The organism is Hymenobacter algoricola, from assembly GCF_039539525.1.
GTDB classification, from domain to species: domain Bacteria; phylum Bacteroidota; class Bacteroidia; order Cytophagales; family Hymenobacteraceae; genus Hymenobacter; species Hymenobacter algoricola.
The window spans coordinates 67788-88849 of record NZ_BAABDH010000002.1; the positions used below are offsets into that span (position 1 = coordinate 67788).

The 21062-nt window shown below is 65.9% G+C and carries 18 protein-coding genes; 9 read left to right on the forward strand and 9 right to left on the reverse strand.

Translation table 11 applies throughout. The features are described 5' to 3' along the window. The first annotated feature begins 125 nt into the window (after positions 1–125). Positions 126–1043 carry a T9SS type A sorting domain-containing protein gene (locus ABD842_RS00320; RefSeq protein ID WP_345108408.1) on the forward strand — a complete coding sequence of 306 codons (918 nt, stop codon included), beginning with the start codon at positions 126–128 and terminating at the stop codon, positions 1041–1043. Then, positions 1040–2155 (forward strand): lipase family alpha/beta hydrolase, encoded by a 1116-nt coding sequence (locus ABD842_RS00325; protein WP_345108411.1) that lies wholly within the window; start codon positions 1040–1042, stop codon positions 2153–2155. The genes ABD842_RS00320 and ABD842_RS00325 overlap by 4 nt, the downstream gene beginning before the upstream one ends. Before the next feature lie 214 nt (positions 2156–2369). Here ABD842_RS00325 and ABD842_RS00330 read toward each other — a convergent pair whose 3' ends face one another. From ABD842_RS00330 to ABD842_RS00340, 3 genes are all read right to left on the reverse strand, one after another. Next, entirely contained in the window at positions 2370–2705 is a 336-nt protein-coding gene (locus ABD842_RS00330) for a hypothetical protein (protein WP_345108414.1), read from the reverse strand. 693 nt (positions 2706–3398) lie between these two features. Beyond that, the gene (locus tag ABD842_RS00335) at positions 3399–3617 is read right to left on the reverse strand and encodes a hypothetical protein (RefSeq protein ID WP_345108416.1); all 219 of its coding nucleotides are present in this window, start codon (positions 3615–3617) and stop codon (positions 3399–3401) included. 277 nt (positions 3618–3894) lie between these two features. After that, positions 3895–6315 carry a glycoside hydrolase family 31 protein gene (locus ABD842_RS00340; RefSeq protein WP_345108418.1) on the reverse strand — a complete coding sequence of 807 codons (2421 nt, stop codon included), beginning with the start codon at positions 6313–6315 and terminating at the stop codon, positions 3895–3897. A gap of 200 nt (positions 6316–6515) precedes the next feature. On the opposite strand from ABD842_RS00340, the gene ABD842_RS00345 reads away from it, so the two are divergent. Together ABD842_RS00345 and ABD842_RS00350 are read left to right on the forward strand one after the other, a co-directional pair. Continuing rightward, positions 6516–7514, forward strand: coding sequence for a glycosyltransferase family 4 protein (locus ABD842_RS00345; RefSeq protein ID WP_345108421.1), 999 nt, complete (start codon positions 6516–6518; stop codon positions 7512–7514). 23 nt (positions 7515–7537) lie between these two features. Further along, the gene (locus ABD842_RS00350) at positions 7538–8014 is read left to right on the forward strand and encodes a YdeI/OmpD-associated family protein (RefSeq protein ID WP_345108424.1); all 477 of its coding nucleotides are present in this window, start codon (positions 7538–7540) and stop codon (positions 8012–8014) included. Positions 8015–8088: 74 nt separating this feature from the next. On the opposite strand, the gene ABD842_RS00355 is transcribed toward ABD842_RS00350, so the two are convergent. Next, positions 8089–10128, reverse strand: a complete 2040-nt coding sequence (locus ABD842_RS00355) for an alpha amylase C-terminal domain-containing protein (RefSeq protein ID WP_345108426.1) — start codon at positions 10126–10128, stop codon at positions 8089–8091. A 296-nt stretch (positions 10129–10424) separates the two neighbouring features. Between ABD842_RS00355 and ggt the strand changes: the two genes are divergently transcribed. Continuing rightward, entirely contained in the window at positions 10425–12164 is a 1740-nt protein-coding gene (ggt, locus tag ABD842_RS00360; protein ID WP_345108429.1) for a gamma-glutamyltransferase, read from the forward strand. 305 nt (positions 12165–12469) lie between these two features. Here the strand turns inward: ggt and ABD842_RS00365 are convergent, their stop codons facing one another. Further along, a complete protein-coding gene (locus ABD842_RS00365; RefSeq protein WP_345108432.1) occupies positions 12470–12868 on the reverse strand; it encodes a hypothetical protein in 399 nt (132 codons plus the stop codon). A 119-nt stretch (positions 12869–12987) separates the two neighbouring features. Between ABD842_RS00365 and ABD842_RS00370 the strand changes: the two genes are divergently transcribed. Next, positions 12988–16098: a TIM-barrel domain-containing protein gene (locus ABD842_RS00370; protein WP_345108435.1), complete on the forward strand. Its 3111-nt coding sequence runs from the start codon at positions 12988–12990 to the stop codon at positions 16096–16098. Between the two features lie 73 nt (positions 16099–16171). Here the strand turns inward: ABD842_RS00370 and ABD842_RS00375 are convergent, their stop codons facing one another. Beyond that, a complete protein-coding gene (locus ABD842_RS00375) occupies positions 16172–16993 on the reverse strand; it encodes a penicillin-binding transpeptidase domain-containing protein (RefSeq protein WP_345108438.1) in 822 nt (273 codons plus the stop codon). Between the two features lie 131 nt (positions 16994–17124). Beyond that, on the reverse strand, positions 17125–17562 hold the full coding sequence (locus ABD842_RS00380) for a YciI family protein (RefSeq protein WP_345108440.1): 438 nt from the start codon (positions 17560–17562) through the stop codon (positions 17125–17127). Between the two features lie 187 nt (positions 17563–17749). Here ABD842_RS00380 and ABD842_RS00385 point away from each other — a divergent pair, with 187 nt between their 5' ends. The 3 genes from ABD842_RS00385 (at position 17750) to ABD842_RS00395 (ending at position 19774) form a co-directional block, all read left to right on the forward strand. Beyond that, the gene (locus ABD842_RS00385) at positions 17750–18700 is read left to right on the forward strand and encodes an aldo/keto reductase (protein WP_345108442.1); all 951 of its coding nucleotides are present in this window, start codon (positions 17750–17752) and stop codon (positions 18698–18700) included. 197 nt (positions 18701–18897) lie between these two features. After that, the gene (locus tag ABD842_RS00390) at positions 18898–19302 is read left to right on the forward strand and encodes a DUF983 domain-containing protein (RefSeq protein WP_345108444.1); all 405 of its coding nucleotides are present in this window, start codon (positions 18898–18900) and stop codon (positions 19300–19302) included. A 202-nt stretch (positions 19303–19504) separates the two neighbouring features. Then, a complete protein-coding gene (locus tag ABD842_RS00395) occupies positions 19505–19774 on the forward strand; it encodes a hypothetical protein (protein ID WP_345108446.1) in 270 nt (89 codons plus the stop codon). A gap of 81 nt (positions 19775–19855) precedes the next feature. Here ABD842_RS00395 and ABD842_RS00400 read toward each other — a convergent pair whose 3' ends face one another. After that, positions 19856–20419 (reverse strand): YceI family protein, encoded by a 564-nt coding sequence (locus tag ABD842_RS00400; RefSeq protein WP_345108449.1) that lies wholly within the window; start codon positions 20417–20419, stop codon positions 19856–19858. A gap of 59 nt (positions 20420–20478) precedes the next feature. Then, a complete protein-coding gene (locus ABD842_RS00405; RefSeq protein ID WP_345108452.1) occupies positions 20479–20985 on the reverse strand; it encodes a hypothetical protein in 507 nt (168 codons plus the stop codon). Between the last annotated feature and the right edge of the window lie 77 nt (positions 20986–21062).

Genomic DNA, 21062 nt, shown 5'->3' on the forward strand with positions numbered 1-21062 from the left:
CGACCTGAGCAGCAGCATGCCGCTTTTTCTGCCCCAGACCATATCTTTGCCTAAACCCAGCCTGCCGCCCTATTAAACAGACCCTAGGGCGCCTTTCCCTCCTGCTGGCCGCCGCCACCGCGACCATGAGCAGCACCCGGGCTCAGCAGGTCCTTCCCAACGGCACGCTCGAAACCCGGGTTACCCGCCGCGGCGACGCCCCCACCAGCTGGCTTACGTTCGATGATGCCCTGGTTGTGGCGGTGCCTTTTCCGGTGCCTCCCACCGGCGGCGTTACCAAGGTCCCTGACTCCCACGCCGGCAGCTTTGCGGCCAGGCTCACCACGGTGCAGCCCCTGTTTCCGCCCGGTCCTACGCCCGGCCTGCTCGCGCTGGGCACCAAAATCTCGCAGGCCGATGTCGACGCCGATAGCGTTGACCTCGTCGGTGGGCTCCCCTACACGTCCCGCCCCGCCCGCATGCAGTTTTACTACAAGTTCACCGGCACTATTGCCTCTACCAACGACCGGCCGACGGCCTCCGTGTCGCTGACCAAAACTGTCGGTGGGGTGCGCCAGGTCATTGCCACGGGACGCCTGCTTCTGACGGCTACGGCCACGGCCTACACCCTCGGCGACGTGGCCCTGCGCTACAAATCCAGCACCGCCCCCGATTCCATTCACATCGTTTTTGCATCCGGCAATATTACCCCCGACAGCAACTCGGGCTTCACCCTGGGCAATGCGCTCTTCGTGGATGACGTCGTGATGAGCGGCACGGCCACGGCCACCCGCGACGCCCGGCTGCAGGCTGCCGTCAGCGGGTACCCCAACCCCAGCGCCTCGGGCCGGTTTAGCCTGGCCGCGCCGCAGGAAGCCGCTCTGGTGCAGGCACCTTTCACCGTCCTGGATGCCCTGGGCCGCATAGTGCTGCAGCAATCGGCCGGGCAGGCCAACACCACGGGCGCCCGCGCCGTAGATTTGAGGGCCCAACCGGCCGGCGTGTATTCGCTGCGCCTCGACACGCCGCGCGGTCCGGTTGTGCATCAGCTTTTGATCAAGTGACCGACTCCGCCTTTCCTTCCGGCGAATCCAGCCCAGACCGCCCTTCGCGCTGGCGTCGTTTTTCAACGGCGGCCCGAAGGGCGGCTTCGTTTCCCGTCACGGGCTTCGACTTCCTTTACCGCACCGGGCAGGCTTACCGCCACTTCACGCTGCCCATCCTGAACGGGGCCATCGGCGACCAGCTGGCGGCCCGCCACGACCACCGCGCCATCCGCTTCAGCCTGCGCCGCTACGGCGCCGACGTGGCCGTAGCCGACCTGCAGCTGCCCGCTGCGCCCGCCAAAATCGTGGTGTTTCTGCACGGGCTGATGGGCGACGAGATGATCTGGCAGTCGGGCACGTCGGATACGCCGCGCTATGGGCCCCTGCTGGCCCAGCAGGCCGGCGTGCAGTGCCTGTACGTGCGCTTCAACAGCGGCCTGCACATTTCGGAGAATGGGCAGCTGCTCCACCAGCTGCTCACCGAGCTGGTCGATACGTACCCCGCGGCGACCCGGGAGCTGGTGCTGGTAGGCCACTCTATGGGCGGCCTGGTCATTCGCAGCGCCGGCTACTACGGCACGCACCCGGCGCCGGCCCCCGCCGACCAGCCGGCCCCAGGTAGGCCGGAGAATGACGCCCCCTGGGTGGCGCGGCTCCGGTCGGTGTTTCTGCTGGGCGTGCCCAACGAAGGCTCGTTTCTGGAACAGAACAGCCACTTCACCTCCGTGGTACTGCGCAAGGTGAATGTGGCGCCAACGCGGTTTCTGAGCAACGTTATGGACCAGCGCAGCAACGGCATCAAGGACTTGCGCCACGCCTTTTTGGTTGCCCACGACTGGCAGAACCCGCACGCCAACGACATCCTGCTCCCCCCGCGCACGCTGGTGCCGCCCCTGCCCGGCGTGCAGTACCACGTGCTGGTCGGCTCCCTGCTCAAAACCGCCGGCTCGGCCCTCAACCACTACTTCGGCGACGGCCTGGTGGGCGTCGGCAGCGGCATCGGCCGCCTGTTCGGCGACCCTGCCCTGCCGCCCGATTCGGGCATCCGCACCCGCGTCTTTCCCCAGCAGCACCACGGCAGCCTGCTTTCCAACGCCGAGGTGTATGCCTATCTGCGGGAGTGGGTGTAAGCGCAGGGGCCGGTTGGCGGGCGCGGCGGGCCAAAGAAAAACCCGTGGCTAAGCTAGCTACGGGTTTTGCGGGATAAGGCCCCGGAATCATCCTTCTTGCCGCGGCTTTTGGATTCACTTACCGCCGTCCAGTGCAGTGTGTTTCAATCCAGCCGCCGTAAGGCAGAGTTTCCCGGCTTAGCCTGGGGACAGAGGTGGCAGGCGGCGTAGCTTTCTACGCGGGCCTTTGGGCGCGAAAAATCTTTATTTGCTGAGCATCGGTGAGGAGAAACTCGGCGACGAAACGGTCGTTCTGCTTAACGCGTTTCGCCTGCAGATCGAAGCCGAGGTCAGCCATTATTTTCCGAATAAGCCGGGGCATGGGCCGGGGAATGCGCCCATTGCGCAGGTTTATCACCATTGAGTAGTTCAACTGCTGAGTCTCAACCCAAGGCTTCAAATCCCCGTGCATAAAGGAATTCAACCAGTCTTGAACGTATTGAAAGGCCTCATCATAGGTGATGATGAGACCTGGGGAGTCGGCCACGGAGGCCGGAACCGGATCTGACATAATCATGGGTACAAAAGGTGTGGTGACATGGCGGACGGGGTAACTGCATTATAATATACACAAAGTTTCTCAGTGGTTGCCAATTTCATTCCGGCCGCCAGCCTCACTCTTCATTCCGTGCGGCTTTCCTTGGCCTACCCCAAGCCTTCGCCCCTCGGGGAATCTTTGCCGGTAAGAATGCAACTATACCCTGCGCTACTGGTGGCGCCCCTACGGCCGCCGCCAGCAGGCAGAGACACACTTTAGGGGACAGCTACCGGTTTCACGGGCCGGTTCGTGAAACTGAGCAGTATTGCCAGGCACCCGATGCGCTGAGCCCGAGCCAGCCCAGGCTGCACCCGACTGACCAGCACGTTCAGCGCCTGGCTGAACTCACCTGCCCAGGCGACATTGAGTCGCTCAATGTCGCCTGGGCAGGCCCTTAGTTTTATCGAAATAGGCGCTGGTATTCAGGTGCGGGGCGTACCCGGCCTGCTTGAGCGGCCGTCTGCCTCACCTCTTCCCCCGGCAAAGCCACGGCGGCCTACTGTCGAATCCGGAGGTGTACTGATGTCGGCGCAAGCGGGGATAGTAGCGGCCGGCGCGCCCAGGGAGGCTACCGGAGCTTTTTTCACCTCTTTGGGCGCGCCGAGCGGCATTGCGGGCGGTTATTTTAACCCTGCTTCCCCAAAGCCGGCCGCCCCGATTGCCCGCTTATTGCGGAGCTACTGCTGCCTTAGGCTTTGCTTTGGCAATACGAGGATTGAAGCGGTAGCGCAGGCCAATGCTGCGGTTGCGCGTCAGGCCCGTGGGATTGCCGATCAGCGAGGTGTGCACCTCCCCGCTCACGTTGCGCAGGACGTGGTTGAAACCAAAGTCGGCCACCAGCTCCAGGTGCGGAATTAGCTGAAACCGACCACTTATTCCGGCCATAGCATGCAGGTTGGCACCCCGTCCTTCTAGGTAGCGGCAGTAAATAGTTTCGTCACCTACCGTTCGCTTCTGCTCACTCTTTACACCTAGGGCGGGTCGGTCGGGGCCCTTCTCCGCGCTAGCTCAGATAGGCATCTTCGCTCACATATTGGCCTACCGGATCATTTAACGCTTCGGCCCTCACGCCCCGGCCGGCTGCCGCTGCCCGGTTCGAAAACGCAAAAAGCCCGGCCTTGCGCAGACCGGGCTTTTCAGGAACTGGTAAGGTGCCGCGGTGTTACCGCAGTACGATTTCTCCAAACCCGGCCGCCACGACTACCCCCGGCAGCGCCGCCCCGGCTTCGGCCGCCACGGCCGTTATGGCAGACGCCGCGCCATCGGTGCTGACGGCGGCTGGCACGAAGGGCAGGCCGTGCAGCACCACCTGATACGTGGTGAAGCTGGGCTGGTAGTCGCCCTCGATGGCCTGGGTGAGCGTGAGGCTGGTTTCGGTGCCCGTTACGGTAAAGCGGCGAATGGTCCGGTGGCCTTCCTGGTAGCCGTAGCCTTCCCCACCGTCGTCGTAGACTACGCTCTGCTGGACCCCGTTTTTGAAGTAGACGTGCAGGGTCAGCTCTTCCACCTTTTTCTCGCCTACGTACTGCATCAGCGGGTACATGGGCAGCACGGCGCCGGCCTGCACAAACAGCGGAATCCGGTCGAGCGGGGCACTGGCCCACACTTCGGCCCCGCCGGCTTTGGGCTCGTCGGTCCAGTAGTAGAACCAGTCGCCGCGGGGCAGGTACATCCAGCGGCCGTCGGCGCCAGCCTGGGTGATGGGGCACACGAGCAGGTGGTCGCCGAGGCCGAACTCGGCCATGCGCAGGTAGGTTTCGGTGTCGGTCTGGTCGAGGAAGGTGAGCGGGCGCAGCATGGGCGTGCCCTGGCTCACGTACTGCCAGAAGGTGGTGTACATGTAGGGCAGCAGGCGGTAGCGCAGCTCAATAAACTGCCGGGCAATAGCGGTCGTGGCCTCGCCGAAGCTCCAGGGCTCCTGCTCGCCGTGGTCGCCGGAGCTGTGGGTGCGGAAAAACGGGTGGAAAGCCGCCAGCGCCATCCAGCGGGCGTACAGCTCGCCGTCGGGCGTATCAATGAAGCCGCCCACGTCGGAGCCGATGAAGCTGAAGCCCGAAATGCTCAGGCGCTGGCACTGGATGTTGGCCAGCCAGAGGTGCTCCCAGGAGGCAATGTTGTCGCCGGTCCAGCCCGAGGAGTAGCGCTGCCCGCCGGCGTAGGTGCTGCGGGTGATGGTGAAGGGCCGGTTGGGGAACGAGAAGCGCTTCACGCCCGCCGCCGTAGCCCGGGCCATCTGCATGCCATACACGTTGTGGGCCTTTTTGTGGGAAGCCGGGTGGCCGTCGTAGTCGAAGCGCACGTCGTCGGGGAAGGTGCCCTTCTCAAACACGGCGGGCTCGTTCATGTCGTTCCACACGCCGCGCACGCCGTCTTCCTCAATCAGGCCCTTAAACAGGCCGGCCCACCACTCGCGCACGGCGGGGCGGGTGTAGTCGGGGAAGTTGCACAGGCCGGGCCACACCGAGCCCTTCATCAGCGGCCCGTCGGCGCGGCGGCAGAAGTAGTCTTTCTCCAGCGCCTCGGTATACACCGGGTACTCAGGGTCAATCTTGATGCCCGGGTCGATGATGACGACGGTCTTGAAGCCGTCGGCCGCCAGCTCCCGCACCATCTTTTTGGGGTCGGGGAAGTGGGTGGGGCTCCAGGTGAAGCACCGGTAGCCGTCCATGTAGTCGATGTCGAGGTAGAGCGCGTCGCAGGGAATTTTCCGGTCGCGGAAGCCCTGGGCAATGGCTTTGAAGTTGCTTTCGGGAAAGTAGCTCCACTTGCACTGGTGGTAGCCCAAGGCCCACAGGGGCGGCAGCTCGGGCGGGCAGGTGAGGCGAGTGTACTCCTGGGTGACTTCCATGAGCGTGGGGCCGTAGATGAAGTAGTAGTTCATCTCGCCGCCCTGGGCCCAGAAGCTGGTCACGTCGGCGCGCTCGGCGGCGAAGTCGAAGCTGGCCTTGAAGGTGTTGTCGAAGAAGATGCCGTGGGCAATCTTCTGCTGCAGCTCCAGGTAAAAGGGGATATTCTTGTAGAGCGGGTCGCTGCCCTTGGTGTAGCCGTAGGTGTCGGTGCCCCAGTTGGTGAAGCGCTTGCCGCGCAGGTTCATGTTGTCGGGCTTGTCGCCGAGGCCGTAGTAGTGCACGCCGCTCTGCACCTGCTTGCTCATCTTCACCACGTCGTTGCCGGTTTCGTCGTCGTGCTCCCAGTGGAAGCCTTTCTCGTCGGCCGTCAGCACGTTGCCCGAGCGGTCGAGCACCCGCACCCGCAGCGTTTCCTTGGAGACGGTGCAGATCAGGCGGTCGGTGGTGATGCGGAAGTGGTCGGGCTTCTCGCGGAACTCCAGAAACTCGGGGTCCGGGCGGGGAATCTCAGCCGGCACGGCGTAGCTGAAGTCGGCGGCGAAGCCAACTTCGGTAGCGTAGCGGAAGCGCAGGATTTTATCGGTGATGACCTGCAGCTGCAGCTGCACGCCGTTGGCGCAGGAGAACAGGAAGTCGTTGGCGTGCTGCACGCCGGTCAGGACCTGGCCGGGGTAGAACTCCTGGCTGCCCTTCGCCGCCAGGTCATTGACCATGTAGTTATTTTCCTGAATCATATCAGCTCGTGGAAGTGGGGCAAAAGGTGCGGGCAAAAAATATTCCGGCGGGGCCGGAAGCGCAGTAAGTAAGCCTGCAAGGTAAAAAACGATTCCGCCGATTTTTGCCTAACATTACCTGGAAAACCCCAAAACGCCCTCTACACTCCCCACCAAGGCATTTTTATTCCCTATTTCTTTTCCTGCCGTTCGTCCGATCTATGAAAATGCTGCCCTCCAAAGTACTGCTGCTCGGCTGGGACGAAACGCCGCCGGCCGCCGGGGCGGCCCACCCCAGCGCCCTTACCCAGGCTTCCCGCCTGGCCCCCACCCTGCCCCTGACGGTGCTGGTGCCCTACCTGCCCGAGGTTTCGCCGGCTATTGCCCACACCCGGATTACCGGCCTGGGCAACCTGAATCCGCAGCGGCTGGCCACCTCCCGGCGTCGCGCCGGCGCCTGGCAGGCCCCCGCCGCGCCCTACGCCGGGGCTGCAGCTCCGCCCGCACCAGCTGCACCTGAAACGCCCGCCGCCGCGTACTCGGTAGCCGCGCCGGCCGGCCGCCTTACGCTGGTGGCCGCCGGAGCTGGGGCCCCGCCGGCCGTGGCAGCGCCCCCGGTTCAGCCCGCGGAAGCGGGCGCGGAGCCCGGCCCGGCCGAAGCCCACGACCTGAGCCAGCCGGCCGACAAGCTGACGCTGGAGAAAGAGGTGGCAGGCGAAATCGCCGAAGCTGCCGCCGCCGAAGCGGCCCCAGCGGCGGCACCTGCCACCGCTACCGACGCCGGGCAGCAGCCGCTGCTGCAGGCCCTGGCCGCCCTGCGCACCGAAAGCACCGCTGATGCCGACCTCAACTTCCGCGTTATCCAGTACGCCCGGTTTGCCGCGCCCCAGGCCCGGGAGCAGGATTTCGCGGTCATTTACGCCGCCGACTGGCCCGTGTGGCTGGCGGCGCTGGAAATCCGCCAGCTGACGGGCCGGCCGCTGGTGCTGCACGTGCACTCGTTGGCGGCCGACCGCAACACGCCCGCCGACCGGGGCTGGGCATTGGAGCTGGAACGCTTAACTTTACGCCGCGCCGACCTGGTTCTGGCCGCGACGCCCGCCGTGGCGGCGCGCCTGCAGGCGGTGTACAACCTGCCCGCCGGCCGCTGCCGGGTGGTGGACCCCAACGATTCGCACGCTCTGCACGAGGTGCTCAACAGCTTCCCGCCGGCCGACTAGCCGGCCCGCTTTATTTCCTTTTCATGCCCGAGTCTCCCGAACAGCGCTTCACTGCCACCCTTGAACTAGACAGTACCGACGGCGGCGTTATCCTGGTGATGCCCTTCGACGTGCCCGCTATGTTTGCCCCGCAGCGCGCCCCCTTCCACGTACGCGGCACCCTGGACGGCTTTCCCTTCCGCCTCACGCTCATCCAAAACAAGGAAGGCGAGTACACGCTGCCCGTCAACAAGCAGCTGCGCAACACCATCAATAAGAGCTGGACTTCCGACGTGGAAGTAGTAGTTGGTCCCGACACCGACGAGGGCCCGATGGAGCTGCCCGAAGACCTGGAACGGGTGCTGCGCACGGCCGGCATGCGCTCCAGGTTCGACGCGCTGGCCTACCCCCACCGCCGCGAGTACGTGCAGTGGATTGAGCGCGCCAAGAAGCCCGAAACCCGGATGCGCCGCGTGCAGGAAGCCCTGGAGCGGATTTCGGCCGGCAAAAAGCTAAACTAGCTACCTCCGCAACCAACCGTTTGAACCAAAAAAAGCCCGGCTTAGCCGGGCTTTTTTGCGTTTGAATCGGCCGCCTACCCCTTCGCCAGCACCAGGGCCGTGCGGCTCGTCACGTAGAGGCTGAGCTTATCCACGTCGTCCTCGCGGAAAGTCTCGTAGGTCAGCGTGTCGTCCACGCGGCTGAAGCCGCCGAAGTCGGCCGCATCCGACGACAGCACGACGCGGTAGCGGCCGGGCTGGGGCACGAAGAAGCGGTAGTCGGGGATGCTGGCCGTGACGTGGAAGTTGAAGATGAAAATCAGTCCGCCCCGCTCGAAGATCAGCACCTGGTTGGTGGCGTCCTCATTGAGCTTGCGGGCCGGCGCGGCGGCCAGCAGGCGGCGCTGCCGGGCCATGGTCACCAGGGCCTTATCGAAGGCCTGCAGGTACTGAAACTGCAGGTCGGGGTTGTCGGCCAGGCTCCACTGCCGGCGCGCGTGCTGGTAGCTCCACTCGTTGCCGGCCCGGGGAAAGTCGACCCACTCGGGGTGGCCAAACTCGTTGCCGATAAAGGTCAGGTAGGCCTCCCCGCCCAGACTCAGCGTGAGCAGGCGGATCAGCTTGTGCAGGGCCAGCCCCCGGGCCACCACCGGGCTGGGGTCGTCCTTGTGCATGTGCGCGTAGATGGCCGCGTCGAGCAGCCAGTGGGCCAGGGTTTTGTCGCCCACCAGGGCCTGGTCGTGGCTTTCGGCGTAGGCCACGGTTTTTTCGCCGGCCCGGCGGTTGGTGAGCGTGTACCACAGCTCACCCAGGTTCCAGTCCTCGTCGCGTTGGTGCTTGAGCAGCTTGATCCAGTAGTCGGGGATGCCCATACCCAGGCGGTAGTCGAAGCCGATGCCACCCTCGGCAATGGGGCGGCACAGGCCGGGCATGCCACTCATGTCTTCGGCAATGAGCAGGGCCCCGCGCTTCATTTCGTGGATGAGGGTGGTAGCCAGCTGCAGGTACAGCACGGCATCCTCGTCCACGTCGGGGCCGAAATACTGGTCGTAGCTCCCGAAGGCGACGCCTTCGCCGTGGTGGTGGTAGAGCATGCTGGTCACGCCGTCGAAGCGGAAGCCGTCGAAGTGAAACTCCTCCAGCCAGTAGCGCAGGTTGCTCAGTAAGAACTGCTGTACCTCGGGCTTGGAGTAGTCGAACAGCTTGGAGTCCCAGCCGGGGTGGTTGCCGCGGGCTCCCTCATGGAAGTACTGCCCGCCGGAGCCGTCGAAGTCGGCCAGGCCCTCAGCCTCGTTTTTCACCGCGTGGGAGTGCACCACATCGAGCAGTACCGCCAGGCCCCGGTTATGGGCCTCGTTGATCAGGTGCTTCAGGTCCTCGGGCGTGCCGAAGCGCGACGAGGCAGCGAAGAAGTTGGCCACGTGGTAGCCGAAGGAGCCATAATACGGGTGCTCCATGATGGCCATCAGCTGAATGCAGTTGTAGCCCAGGGCCTGGATGCGGGGCAGCACGTGGTCGGCAAACTCCCGGTAGGTGCCCAGGCGGTGCTCCTCGGTGGCCATGCCCACGTGGGCCTCGTAGATAAACGGCTCCCGCACGTAGTTCTGGATGCGGAATTTCTGGTCGGTCCAGGCAAACGGGGTTTCGGGCCGCCACACCTGCCCGGCGAAGTCCTTGGTGTGCTCGTCCTGCACGGCCCGGCGCAGGGTGGCCGGCAGGCGGTCCTGCCCGCGCACGTCGTTGGCCACGTGCACCTTGTAGCGGCTGCCGTGCACCAGGCGGCCCGCGTAGTCCTTATCGGCCAGAAAGACTTCCCACACGCCGTCGGCGCCCTTTTGCAGGGGCGTGGCACCCCGGTCCCAGCCGTTGAAGTCGCCGATCAGCGACAGGTAGGTAGCCGCCGGGGCCCACTCCCGGAACCAGTAGCCCCGGCGGCGGCCGTCGTAGTTGAGGCCCAGGCGCTGGTGGGCGGTGGCGAACTTAGCCAGCGAGCCGTACTGCGCGGTGAGCTCGGCCAGGCGCTGCTGCAGGCGGGCCTGCCGGGCCAGCAGTTGCGGCTCGTAGGGCGCCAGCCAGGAATCGTGCTGCACCAGGGGCAGGGCGGCAGCCGGGGCGGAAGAGGCGGAAGTATTCATAGCGGATCAGGAAGCGGGTTCGGGCCAAATCTACAACTACGCGCGCATTGCCGGCAGTTTTAGCGGCGGCCGGCCCCAAGCAGCCCCCGCCCGCGGTGTTCCGGCGGCGCAGTGGCTGTACCCGGCCACCGGAGTAGTACACTCAATTATTTTTTTTCGAGTGCCCTACTGAGGGCCGTCAGCTCCGGCAGTCGTACCCTCGATTGTTTTTTTTCGAGGGTACGACTCCGGCACCGAACGCCTGGGAACCAGGCCGCCCGGCGGCGCAAGTTGCTTCCCGCCCTTACCTTCACCCCATGAACTCACGCCTGCTCCTGCCGGGCCTGGCGCTGCTGCTTTGCTGCACTACCGCCGGCCCCCGCGCTACGACCACCGCTTCTACCCCGGCGGCCCCGGCCTACGCGGCGCGGCCGGCGGCCCCGCCCGGCTTCACGGCCCGCAAGGCGCTGGTCGTGTCGGCCCATCCGGCAGCCTCACGCGTGGGGGTGGAGATTCTGCGCCGGGGCGGCAATGCCTGCGACGCGGCCGTGGCGGTGCAGTTTGCCCTGGCCGTGGTGCTGCCCGCGGCGGGCAACATCGGCGGCGGCGGCTTTCTGCTCTACCGCGGCGCCGACGGGCAGGAAGGCGCCCTGGACTTCCGCGAAACCGCCCCCGCCGCAGCCGCGCGCGACATGTACCTCGACTCTCAGGGCAACGTTGTTGCCAGCCTGAGCACGCTGGGCCACCGGGCCGTGGGCGTGCCCGGCACCGTGGCGGGCATGGCGGCGGTGCACCAGAAGCTGGGTAAGCTGCCGTGGCGCGAGTTGGTGCAGCCGGCCGTGGACCTGGCGGCGAAGGGCGTGGCGCTGACGGCGAAGGAAGCGGCCGGGCTGAACGGCACCAAAAACGACTTCGCCAAAGTCAATCCGTACAGCGCCTACCTTATCGCCGGTACCTGGCAGCCGGGCGACGTCATCAAACACCCGGAGCTGGCCGCCACCCTGGGTCGCATCCGCGACCAGGGCCGGGCCGGCTTCTACGAGGGCGTCACGGCCGACTTCATCGTGGCCGAGATGCGGCGGGGCCGGGGCATTATTACGAAGCAGGATTTGCAGGGCTACCAGCCCAGGTGGCGCACGCCCCTGCACGGGCAGTACCGCGGCCACGACGTGCTGACGTTTCCGCCGCCCAGCTCCGGCGGCGTGGCCCTGCTGCAGATGCTGCAGATGCTGGAGCCCTACGACCTGCGAAAAGCCGGCTGGCACTCGCCCCAGGCCACCCACTGGATTACCGAAGCCCAGCGCCGGGTATACGCCGACCGTGCCACCTACCTCGGCGACCCGGACTTTGGCCGGGTGCCCGTGGCCCGGCTGCTCGCCAAAAGCTACAACCAGCAGCGCATGGCCACCACCCGCCCCCACCGCGCCACGGCCAGCCCGGACGTGACGGCCGGCACCAACCTGCCCGGCTACGAGTCGGACCAGACCACCCACTACAGCATCGTAGATGCCCAGGGCAACGCGGTGAGCTGCACAACCACCCTCAACGGGGCCTACGGCAGCAAGGTGGTGGTGGCCGGGGCGGGGTTTCTGCTCAACAACGAGATGGATGACTTCTCGGCCAAGCCCGGGGTGCCCAACTCCTACGGGCTGGTGGGCGGGGCCGCCAATGCCATTGCCCCCGGCAAGCGGATGCTGTCGTCGATGACGCCCGCCATCCTCACCCGGCAGGGTAAGCTTACGATGGTGGTGGGCACGCCCGGCGGCAGCACCATCATCACCAGCGTGCTGCAGGCCATCATCAACGTGCTTGACTACGACATGACCATGCAGCAGGCCGTGGCCGCTCCGCGCCTGCACCACCAGTGGCTACCCGACCAGATTGACGTGGAGGAAAACGCGCTGACCACCGTGGGCCGCGACTCGCTGAGCCGGCGCGGCTACCGGCTGAAGCCGCGCAGCGCCTGGGGCCGCATCGACGCCATCCGCCGCCTGCCCGACGGCCGGCTCGAAGGCGGCGCCGACCCCCGCGGCGACGACTCGGCCCAGGGGTATTGAGGAGTAGGGAGCAGGAAAATGGAGGCCGGTCCTTGCCAGGAGGCGCGCTGAGGCAATCCGGCCTCGAAGACGGGAAGAGCTTTTTCCATTTTGCACCCGTTAGAGGCAACGCGAAGTTCCCCTGCGCGAGGCGTTGAACGTTGTCGTTGCCATGGCCCTGATGCCTCGCGCAGGGGAACTTCCCGTTACCGCAAAAAGCCCCGCCGTATTCTTACGGCGGGGCTTTGCGGTTCATCCGGCTTGTCTGTATTGCCCGGGCCGGCTTGTCTGGCGTTGCCCGCCAGGACTGGTTGGCGTAGCCGGGCTCATACGCGGGTGGGCACGTAGGATTTCAGGTTGCCGGCGGCCATAATCAGCAGCTGGCCCAGGTGGCGCATCTGGTCCCCGATGCCGTTGTGGCCGTGGGGGCCGGCCCAGTCGTGCACGCTGCTGGCCGACTTGGAGGCCTGCTCGCCCAGGCGCTGCATCAGGGCGCTGGCATTGGCCCGGTCGCCGGTCTGGACGAATTCCTTGAGCTGGCCCAGGGCCGTGCCGGCGGCGGCAGTGATGGAGCTGCCGGAGTTTTGCAGGTAGGGAATCCAGCTGTCGATGATGGGCACCAGGCCGCTGGGGTCGTGGGCGAAGGTGTGGTTGTTGAACAGGTCGCCCAACGACAGGTTGGTGGAGTAGAGGTGGTCGTTGAGGTTGGCGGAGGAAAGGGCCATAGGGGTAGGAGTTGGGGTTGAGCTAAGCTGTACGCCAGATTTGGCCGGCTCGTTGCTGCGAAAGTTGGGCCCGGGGGCCGCGGGCTAGTATCTTGGGCCACCCATTGACTTTCGTTGCCATGCCCGCCCGTTTTTGCCGCTCCCTGTTGCTGTCTGTCCTGCTGCTGCCCCTGAGTGCCTACGCCCAGCGCGAAGCCGGCCCGCCCACCCAGGACCCGTTTGCGCGGCGCGAAACCCCGGCCACCCCCGTTTCCATCGGCAACTACCGCAGCCACACCTATGCTGGTGGCATCCTGAGCATCAAAAGCACTGACGGCGGCACGCTGCGGGTACAGCCTTGGGCTGAAGGCGTAGTCCGGGTGGAGTACTTTCCCGCCGGCAGCCCCATCAAACCCGACGCCTCGGTAAGCGTGGTGCAGCAGCCGGAAGTTTTTGGCAAGGGTCTTAACCGCAAGCTGGAGCCATACCTCACCAACGTGCAACGTGACGGCAGCTTCGTGCGCAACGAGGTCAGCGCGCTGGTATGGCCCCTGGTGAAAAACGCGGGCGGCACTGAATACACCATCCGCATTCAGAAGAATCCGCTCCGTATCAGCTACCAGCACGGCTCTGAACCCGTCGTTGCCGAAGCCGGCGGCGTGTTTCAGCGGCAGACTACCGAAACCTCCGGGGCCGGCGGCACGGGCGTCACGTTCCGGCTGAGCCCCGGGGAGCACCTCTACGGCACCGGCTCCCGGGCCCTGCCCCAGGACCGCCGCGGCCGCCGGCTGGAGCTGTATAACCAGGCCCACTACGCCTTCCAGAATGGGGAAGCCAACCTGGGCATCACCCTGCCGGTGGTCGTGTCGAGCCGGGGCTACGCGCTGCTGTTCGACCACCACACCGCCGCCACCCTCGACCTGGGCGCCACCAACAAGGACGTACTCGAATACAGCGGGGAAAACCTGGTCAACCTGGGCTACTTCATCATTGCCGGCAGCTCCTACGCCGAAATCCTGGACCGCTACACTCGGCTCACCGGCCGCCAGCCCCTGCCGCCGCGCTGGGCGCTGGGGCTGGTGCAAAGCCGCTTCGGCTACCGCAGCCAGCTCGAAACCGAGCAGGTGGCCCGCCGCATGCGCCGCAACAACTTCCCCCTTGACGCGCTGGTACTCGATCTGTACTGGTTTGGCACCACCAAGGACCAGGGCAACCTGGAGTGGGACTACCGGGCCTTTCCCAAGCCGGCCACCATGATGCGCCGCCTCGACTCGGCGGGCGTCAAAACGGTGCTGATTTCCGAGCCCTACGTGATGCGCAACTCCCGCAACGACGCCGAGGTGCGGGCCCGGGAGCTGGTGGGCACCGATGGGCGGGGCCGGGCCTACACCGTATCGTCGTTCTGGGCCGGGCCGGCCACGTTGCTCGACATGTTCCGCCCCGAAACCCGGAACTGGCTCTGGAACTACTACAAGCGCCACAAGGAAGAAGGCGTGGGCGGCTGGTGGAGCGACCTGGGCGAGCCCGAAAACCACCCGCTCGACATGAACCACCTGACGGGCTCGACCCGGGCCGTGCATAACGCCTACGGGCAGGCCTGGGCCGATATCTTCGCCAAAAACTACGCCCTGTACTACCCCAACGAGCGGCTGTTCAACCTGGTGCGCTCGGGCTGGGCGGGCATGCAGCGCAACAGCGTGTTTCCGTGGTCGGGCGACGTGAACCGGTCGTGGTCGGGCTACCAGGCCCAGGTGCCCATTATGCTGGGCATGGGCATGGGCGGCGTGGGCTACATGCACTCCGATGCCGGCGGCTTCTGCGTGGGCCCCGTCGATGCCGAGCTGTACACCCGCTGGCTGCAGATGGCCAGCCTGGGCCCGGTGCTGCGCCCCCACGGCGAAGGCGTGCCGCCCGAGCCCTACTGGTACCCGGAGCCCTACCGCAGCATCGTGCGCAACGCCACCCACCTGCGCTACGAGCTGATGCCCTACCTCTACTCTCTGGCCTGGGAAAACTCCCAGACCGGCACGCCCCTGGTGCGCCCCATGAACTTCGGACTCACTTTTTTGCAGATAAATGCCCCCTTGAGTTCGGAGGAAAAAGCTGCTGGTTTTACAACTGAGAATATTGGGCTACCCTCCTGGAAAGCCATTCCGGAGGGTAGCGCTTATTTCAACGATGGCCAGGGCGCAACGTATGGCCGAATGACTCGTGAAGATGCAATTGTAGTCGAGCATGCCCCGGCTACTGTCCGCCGCACTGGGCTGGCCAGTGGTTTTCCCATAATCCGGCCGAGTAAGGATAGTAATACCGAGGCCCTGGCCAACCTCAACGACCAGTACCTGCTGGGCCCCAGCCTGCTGGTGGCCCCGGTGATGCAGCCCGGGCAGCGCCGTCGCAACGTGGTGCTGCCCGCCGGCTCCTGGATTGACTTCTACTCCCACCAGACCCTGACCGGCGGCCGCACCGTGAGTTTGCCCGCGCCGCTGGCCCACGCCCCGCTGCTGGTGCGGGCCGGCGCCTTTCTGCCCCTGGCGCCCTACGTCTCCTCCACCGCCCGCTACCACACCGACACGCTGCGGGTGCGCTACTACGCCGACCCGGCCGTGCCCACCTCGCGCTTCACGCTGTACGACGACGACGGCCAATCGGCGCTGGCCGGCCAGCTCGGGCAGTTTCAGCTGATTTCCTTCGAGGGCCGGATGAGCGCCGGGCAAGCCGACATCCACCTGAGCGTGGGCGGTAAGGGGTACCCCAACGCCCCGGTCTGGCGCACCATCGAGCTGCTGCTGCCCCGGGTGGCCGCCGCTCCCACGGCCGTGCTGCTCGACGGCGAAGTCATTCCGGCCTCCGAGTGGCAGTACGAGGCCGCCACCCAGCTGCTGCGGCTGCGCTTTCTGCTCGAAAGCAAGCCCGTTGCGCTGTCCGTCCGCGGCCTGCAGCTGAACACCGCCCCGGCCGCCGGCACCGCCCCCGACGCGGCCACGCTGGAAGCGCCCGACAACCGCACGTTCTCCGACGGCACCACCCTGCGCTACTCCCTGCTTACGCCCGGAGCCTACTCAGTGCAGATCCGCAACGCCGCCGGCCTCGTCGTCCGCACCCTGCCCACGGGCTTCCAGGCACCCGGCGCCCACGCTCTGCCCTGGGACGGCCGGGATGCCGCCGGCCGGCCGGTGCCCGGGGGCGTGTACGCCGCCGGGCTGCTGGGTCAGCAGCAGCGGCTGGTGGTGCTGCGGGAGGCGCGCTAAGCTGGCCTGGAAGCGACGCCGGCGCTTCTTGCTTGGCTCACCGCTGCTAATAGATGGGGAGTGCTGAAGTGGCTTACTTCTTGGCGGCGGCCGGCCCCGGCATCAGGCTGAGCTCCTGCAGCAGCCGCTCCGTAATTTCGCGGCGGCCCTTCAGGAACTGCTCGTTGGCATCCTTGCCGTCTTTAGGCTCCACGTTCAGGGCGAAGAAGTACACGTTGCCGGCCTGCTCCAGCCAGCCCACAAACCAGCCGTTGCTCATTTTGCCCCGCCGCGTTTTGCCCACCTTGCCGTAGAGCGTCCAGCCGGGCGCCGACTGCAGCCGGAACAGGCTTTTGGTCAGGTCCTGGTGGCGGGGCGAGAAGGGCAGCTGCCGGTTGTAGAGCCGCCGCAGAAAGGCCACCTGCTGAAACTGCGAGATGCGCGACACCCCCGACTGCCAGAAGCTGTCCAGCGACTCGGGCATCACCACCATGATGCCGAACTTCATGCCGATGAGCTTCTGCTGGTAGCGCTTCACACCAATGTCGCGGGACAGCTGCTGGAAGCAGGGCTCACACTTGTGGCGGATGGCCCAGCCCACCGACTCATCCTTAATCCAGATGCCGTCGGCGGGCTGGGTGCCGTCGTTGTGCAGCAGCTGGCTGGTATCGGCCAGGACGCCGGTTTCGAGGCCGATGAGCACGGCCGGAATCTGGAACGTGGCCCCGGGCAGAAAGCCTTCGTTGCAGCGGGCCACGTTGTAGGCCGTGAATTTATTGGCCTGCTGATCGTAGAGCAGAAACGAGCCCCGCACGCCGTAGGCATCGAAGTATTTCTGAAAGTTACGTTCGGTCAGCGCCTGGGCCCGGGCCCCGACCTGCAGCAGCAGCAAACCAGCAAGAAGTAGAAAGCGCATTGGCGGCGAAAAAAAAGGCAGCGGGCCGTCAGAAAGGCCACTCGGCGAAGGCTAGCGACGTAGCTCCGCCGTGGAGCGTTGCGCCCTCACAAGCATTATGCCCGGATAAGTGCCGCGCAATATAAGGCAGACTAAAGTTTGGCGCTGCCCTGCCCCACCCACGGGTACACTTCGGCCGTGAGGCGGCCCAGCTGCACGCACGGATCAGCGGCGCTCAGAGCCTGGGCCGCCGGCAGATCGGCCACCTTGAGCAGGTACATGCTCTGCAGGCTCTGGTCGGCGCCGGGGCAGCTGCCGGCCAGGGCCAGCTTGCCCTCCTGCCGCAGCTGCTGCAGGTAGGCCATGTGGGCGGCCCGCACGGTGGCCAGGGCTTCAATGTCGGATTCCGACACTTTCGCGGCTCTCAGCAAGACCATGTAGTAGGTCGGTGGGGTGACCTGGGGGCGGGCGGGGCGGGCCTGGCGGCGGACCGGGGCCGCCGCGCCGGGAGCCGGCTGGTGCTGGGCCATAGCCGAGGTGGCGAAGCCGGCCAACAGGCCGGCCAGGACCAGAAAACGATATTTTTTCATTGCTCCGGGGTAAAGAGTGGGCACCTGACCACACGGTCCGGCCGCCTTTTCCGACGGCTGACCAGCAGGCCGCCTCTATTAATGAACGAGGCCGCGCAGTCGGCGGTTTTACCCGCCCGCAACAATTCCCCCCCGTTCGGCAGTACTACACGGCCGGACCAACTTACCAGTCCGGCCCGAAAGCCTCATGCAAAAACGAACCCTCGGAAAATCAGAGCTGCAGCTGGCCCCGCTCGTGCTGGGCGGCAACGTGTTTGGCTGGACCGCCGACGAAGCTACTTCCTTCCGCATCCTCGACGCCTTCGTGGCCGGGGGCGGCAACGCCATCGACACGGCCGACGGCTACTCGGTGTGGGTGCCCGGCCACGTGGGCGGCGAGTCGGAAACCATTATCGGCAAGTGGCTGCGGCAGCGCGGCCGCCGCGACGACGTTATCCTTGCCACCAAAGTCGGCTGGGAGGTGAATCCCGAAAACAAGGGCCTGGGCAAAGACTACATCCGGCGGGCCGTGGAAGGCTCGCTCCGGCGCCTGCAGACCGACTACATCGACCTGTATCAGTCGCACAAGGACGACCCCGCCACGCCGGTGGAGGAAACCCTGGGCGCCTACGCCGGGCTGGTGCAGGCCGGCAAGGTGCGCGTGATTGGGGCGTCCAACTTTACGGCGGCGCGCCTGCGCGAGTCCCTGGCCGCCAGCCGGCAGCACGGCCTGCCCCGCTACGAAAGCCTGCAGCCGCTTTATAACCTTTACGACCGCACCGAGTTTGAGCACGACCTGCTGCCGCTGGTGCGGGAAGAGCAGATCGGCGTGATTCCCTACTACGGCCTGGCCGCCGGCTTCCTGACCGGCAAGTACCGTACGGAGCAGGATCTGCAGAAAAGCCCCCGGGGCGGCGGCGTGGGCCAGAAATACCTCAACGAGAAGGGCCTGCGCCTGCTGCAGGCCCTCGATGCGGTGGCCGCCCGCCGGCAGGCCACGCCCGCCCAGGTGGCCCTGGCCTGGCTTATGGCCCAGCCCGGCCTTACCGCTCCCATTGCCAGCGCCACCAGCCCCGGCCAGGTCACGGAGTTGCTCCAGGCCGCCGAGCTGCGCCTCACCCCCGACGATTTGCAGGCGCTCAGCCAGGCCGGGGCATAGAGTTGCGGGGAAAGAGCGGCCCGGTCCAAACCGGCAGAAAGCTCGTTTCCGGCGCTGAGTATGACGTACGACCTTTGTCGCACCGCCGGGCCGGCCCCGGCGGCGGTGTTTTTAACCACCCCGAAGTTCGCCCTGCGGGGCCAGGGCCCGTAAAAAGCCCTTGGTCCCGTGCTGCCTCACCCCTTGCTGCCCCGTTTATGCCCAGAATTGATTCCACTGCCCTGGCCCTGCTCGATCTGCGCTGCCCGCGCTGCCACGAGGGCAGGATGTTCACTACCTCGGCTTTAAGCACCGGCTTTGCCCGGATGCCTGCCCAATGCCCCGTGTGCGGGCTGGCCTACGAGCCCGAGCCGGGCTTTTACTGGGGTGCCATGTTCGTGAGCTACGGCTTCTCCGTCGCCTGCTTCGCCATCGGGGGCGTCACGGCCTACTACCTGTTCGATGACCCGCCAACCTGGGTCTACATCCTGCTCGTGACGCTGCTCGTGCTCGTTACCACGCCGCTGGTGGTGCGGTATTCCCGCGCCATCATGCTCTACATGTTCGGCGGCATCAAATACAATCCGGAGGCGGCCGAAGCGCCGTCTTCGCCCCACGCCTGAGGGTGCAGCATTTTGCTCAGAGTGTGGCGGAACGCCTCCGGCACTCATCCAAAGCGGTTGCCCGACCTGGCCCGCATTCCGGCCCGAGGGGCGCCGTGCCTGGGGAAGCTGAACTATTCTCCGGCCGCTGCGTTAGAGGCCAACCAACCGCTGCTGCTGCTATTTGGAGCGGCGTTATTTCTCACCGCAAACTGTTGTGCTCATGAAAAAGCTTCTTGTTATTGCCGCCTTGCTTGCTACGGGGGCTTATTCAGCCAGTGCGCAAACCAGCACGACCACCACGAAGGAAACCACGACCACCATGCCTTCGCTGTCGGCGCCGGCGCCGGCGGCCACGACCACCGTGGAGTCGACCACCACGACGGTGAACCCGACGACTACCGTAACCCAGGCGCCCCCGGTGCAGGTGGTGCCCTCCAACGTCAAGGTGAAGGACAAGCCTAGAAAAACCAAAATCAAGCCGAAGAACTAGGCCTTATTCCCGCCTGAGCCTTTGCTCCAACGCCCGGCCGCATGTAGTTGCGGCCGGGCGTTGCGCTTTGCCGCCGCCAGCTTAGGGCTGCCCCGGGGTGGCCAGCAGCTCGAACTCCAGCTGAAAGTCGTTGCGGATGGCGTAGCTGCCCAGGTTCTGAAAAAAGCTGCTGGAGTTGTAGTTCACCCCAAACCTGGTGCGGTCAAGCGTGGCCGTGCCGCGCAGGGCCAGGCTGCCCCCGGGCCGCCGCGTGAGACTAACCGGAAACTGCAGGGGCCGGGTGATGCCCTTGAGCGTCAGCTCGCCCACCGCTACCCCGTTGGCGACTTCGCGCAGGCTGAAGACGGCCGTAGGAAAGCGTTCCACGTCGAAGAAATCCACGTCCCGCAGATGCTGCTGCAGCTGCGCATTGGTGTGGGTGATGCTAGCCATGTCGAACTCGAAGCGGCCGTTGCGCAGCCGGGTGCCGTCGTAGTCGAAGCGGCCCCGGCGCAGCAGCAGCGTGCCCGTGGGCGCCCAGGTGCCGGTTTCGGCGTAGCCCGTCCAGGTGAGGCGGCTGGTGGCGGGACTGACCTGGTAGGAAGTGGCGGCCGGCTGAAAGGCCAGCAGCAGGCCGGTCAGCAAAAGCAGGAAAAGCGTTTTCATAGGGGGTAGATAGTAAGGGAGAAAAAACAAACGCCGGCGGCCCGCAGGCCCCGGCCGGCTCACTGCACGTCGGCTTCCGTTTCAATGAGGCCCGTTCCTTTGTAGAGCTTGCCGGCTTTGTCGCGGGCCAGAATGTACCAGAGCGCGTCGCCGCCGTAGAGGCTTTTGGCGCTCCGGGCATAGCGGATGTTTTTGGCAAAAGTGTAGGTGGCCTGCGGCCGCAGCTGGCCCTGGGGGCAGCCAAACTGCTCGGCGAATTCGGCCGGGGTCTGCTGCAGGTTGGCCTGCCAGCCCGCGGCGCTGTACCAGATAAAGCTGCCGCACTCCACAATCTGCAGCGGCTCGCCCAGCTCGTTGCGCACCATGGTGCTGTGCGTCCAGCGGAACTGCCCGGGCTGGTCGGGGTCGGGCACCGGATAATTCGGGTTGGGCGAGTGCCAGAGCGTGAGGCCCACGGGTACCCGCCGCAGCTTGTCGGGCAGCACGCGGGAGTGGTCGGTCCAGGCCGTCTGGGCCCGGGCGGCAAGGCTGGCCAGCAGGGCCAGGAGAAGGAAGCATTTTTTCATGGCTGTAGGCGGGTTGGAGTACGGTCCAAAGGTGGGCGGCCCACCGGCCCCAGGCGCCCCGGATCCGCCGCTGGGGC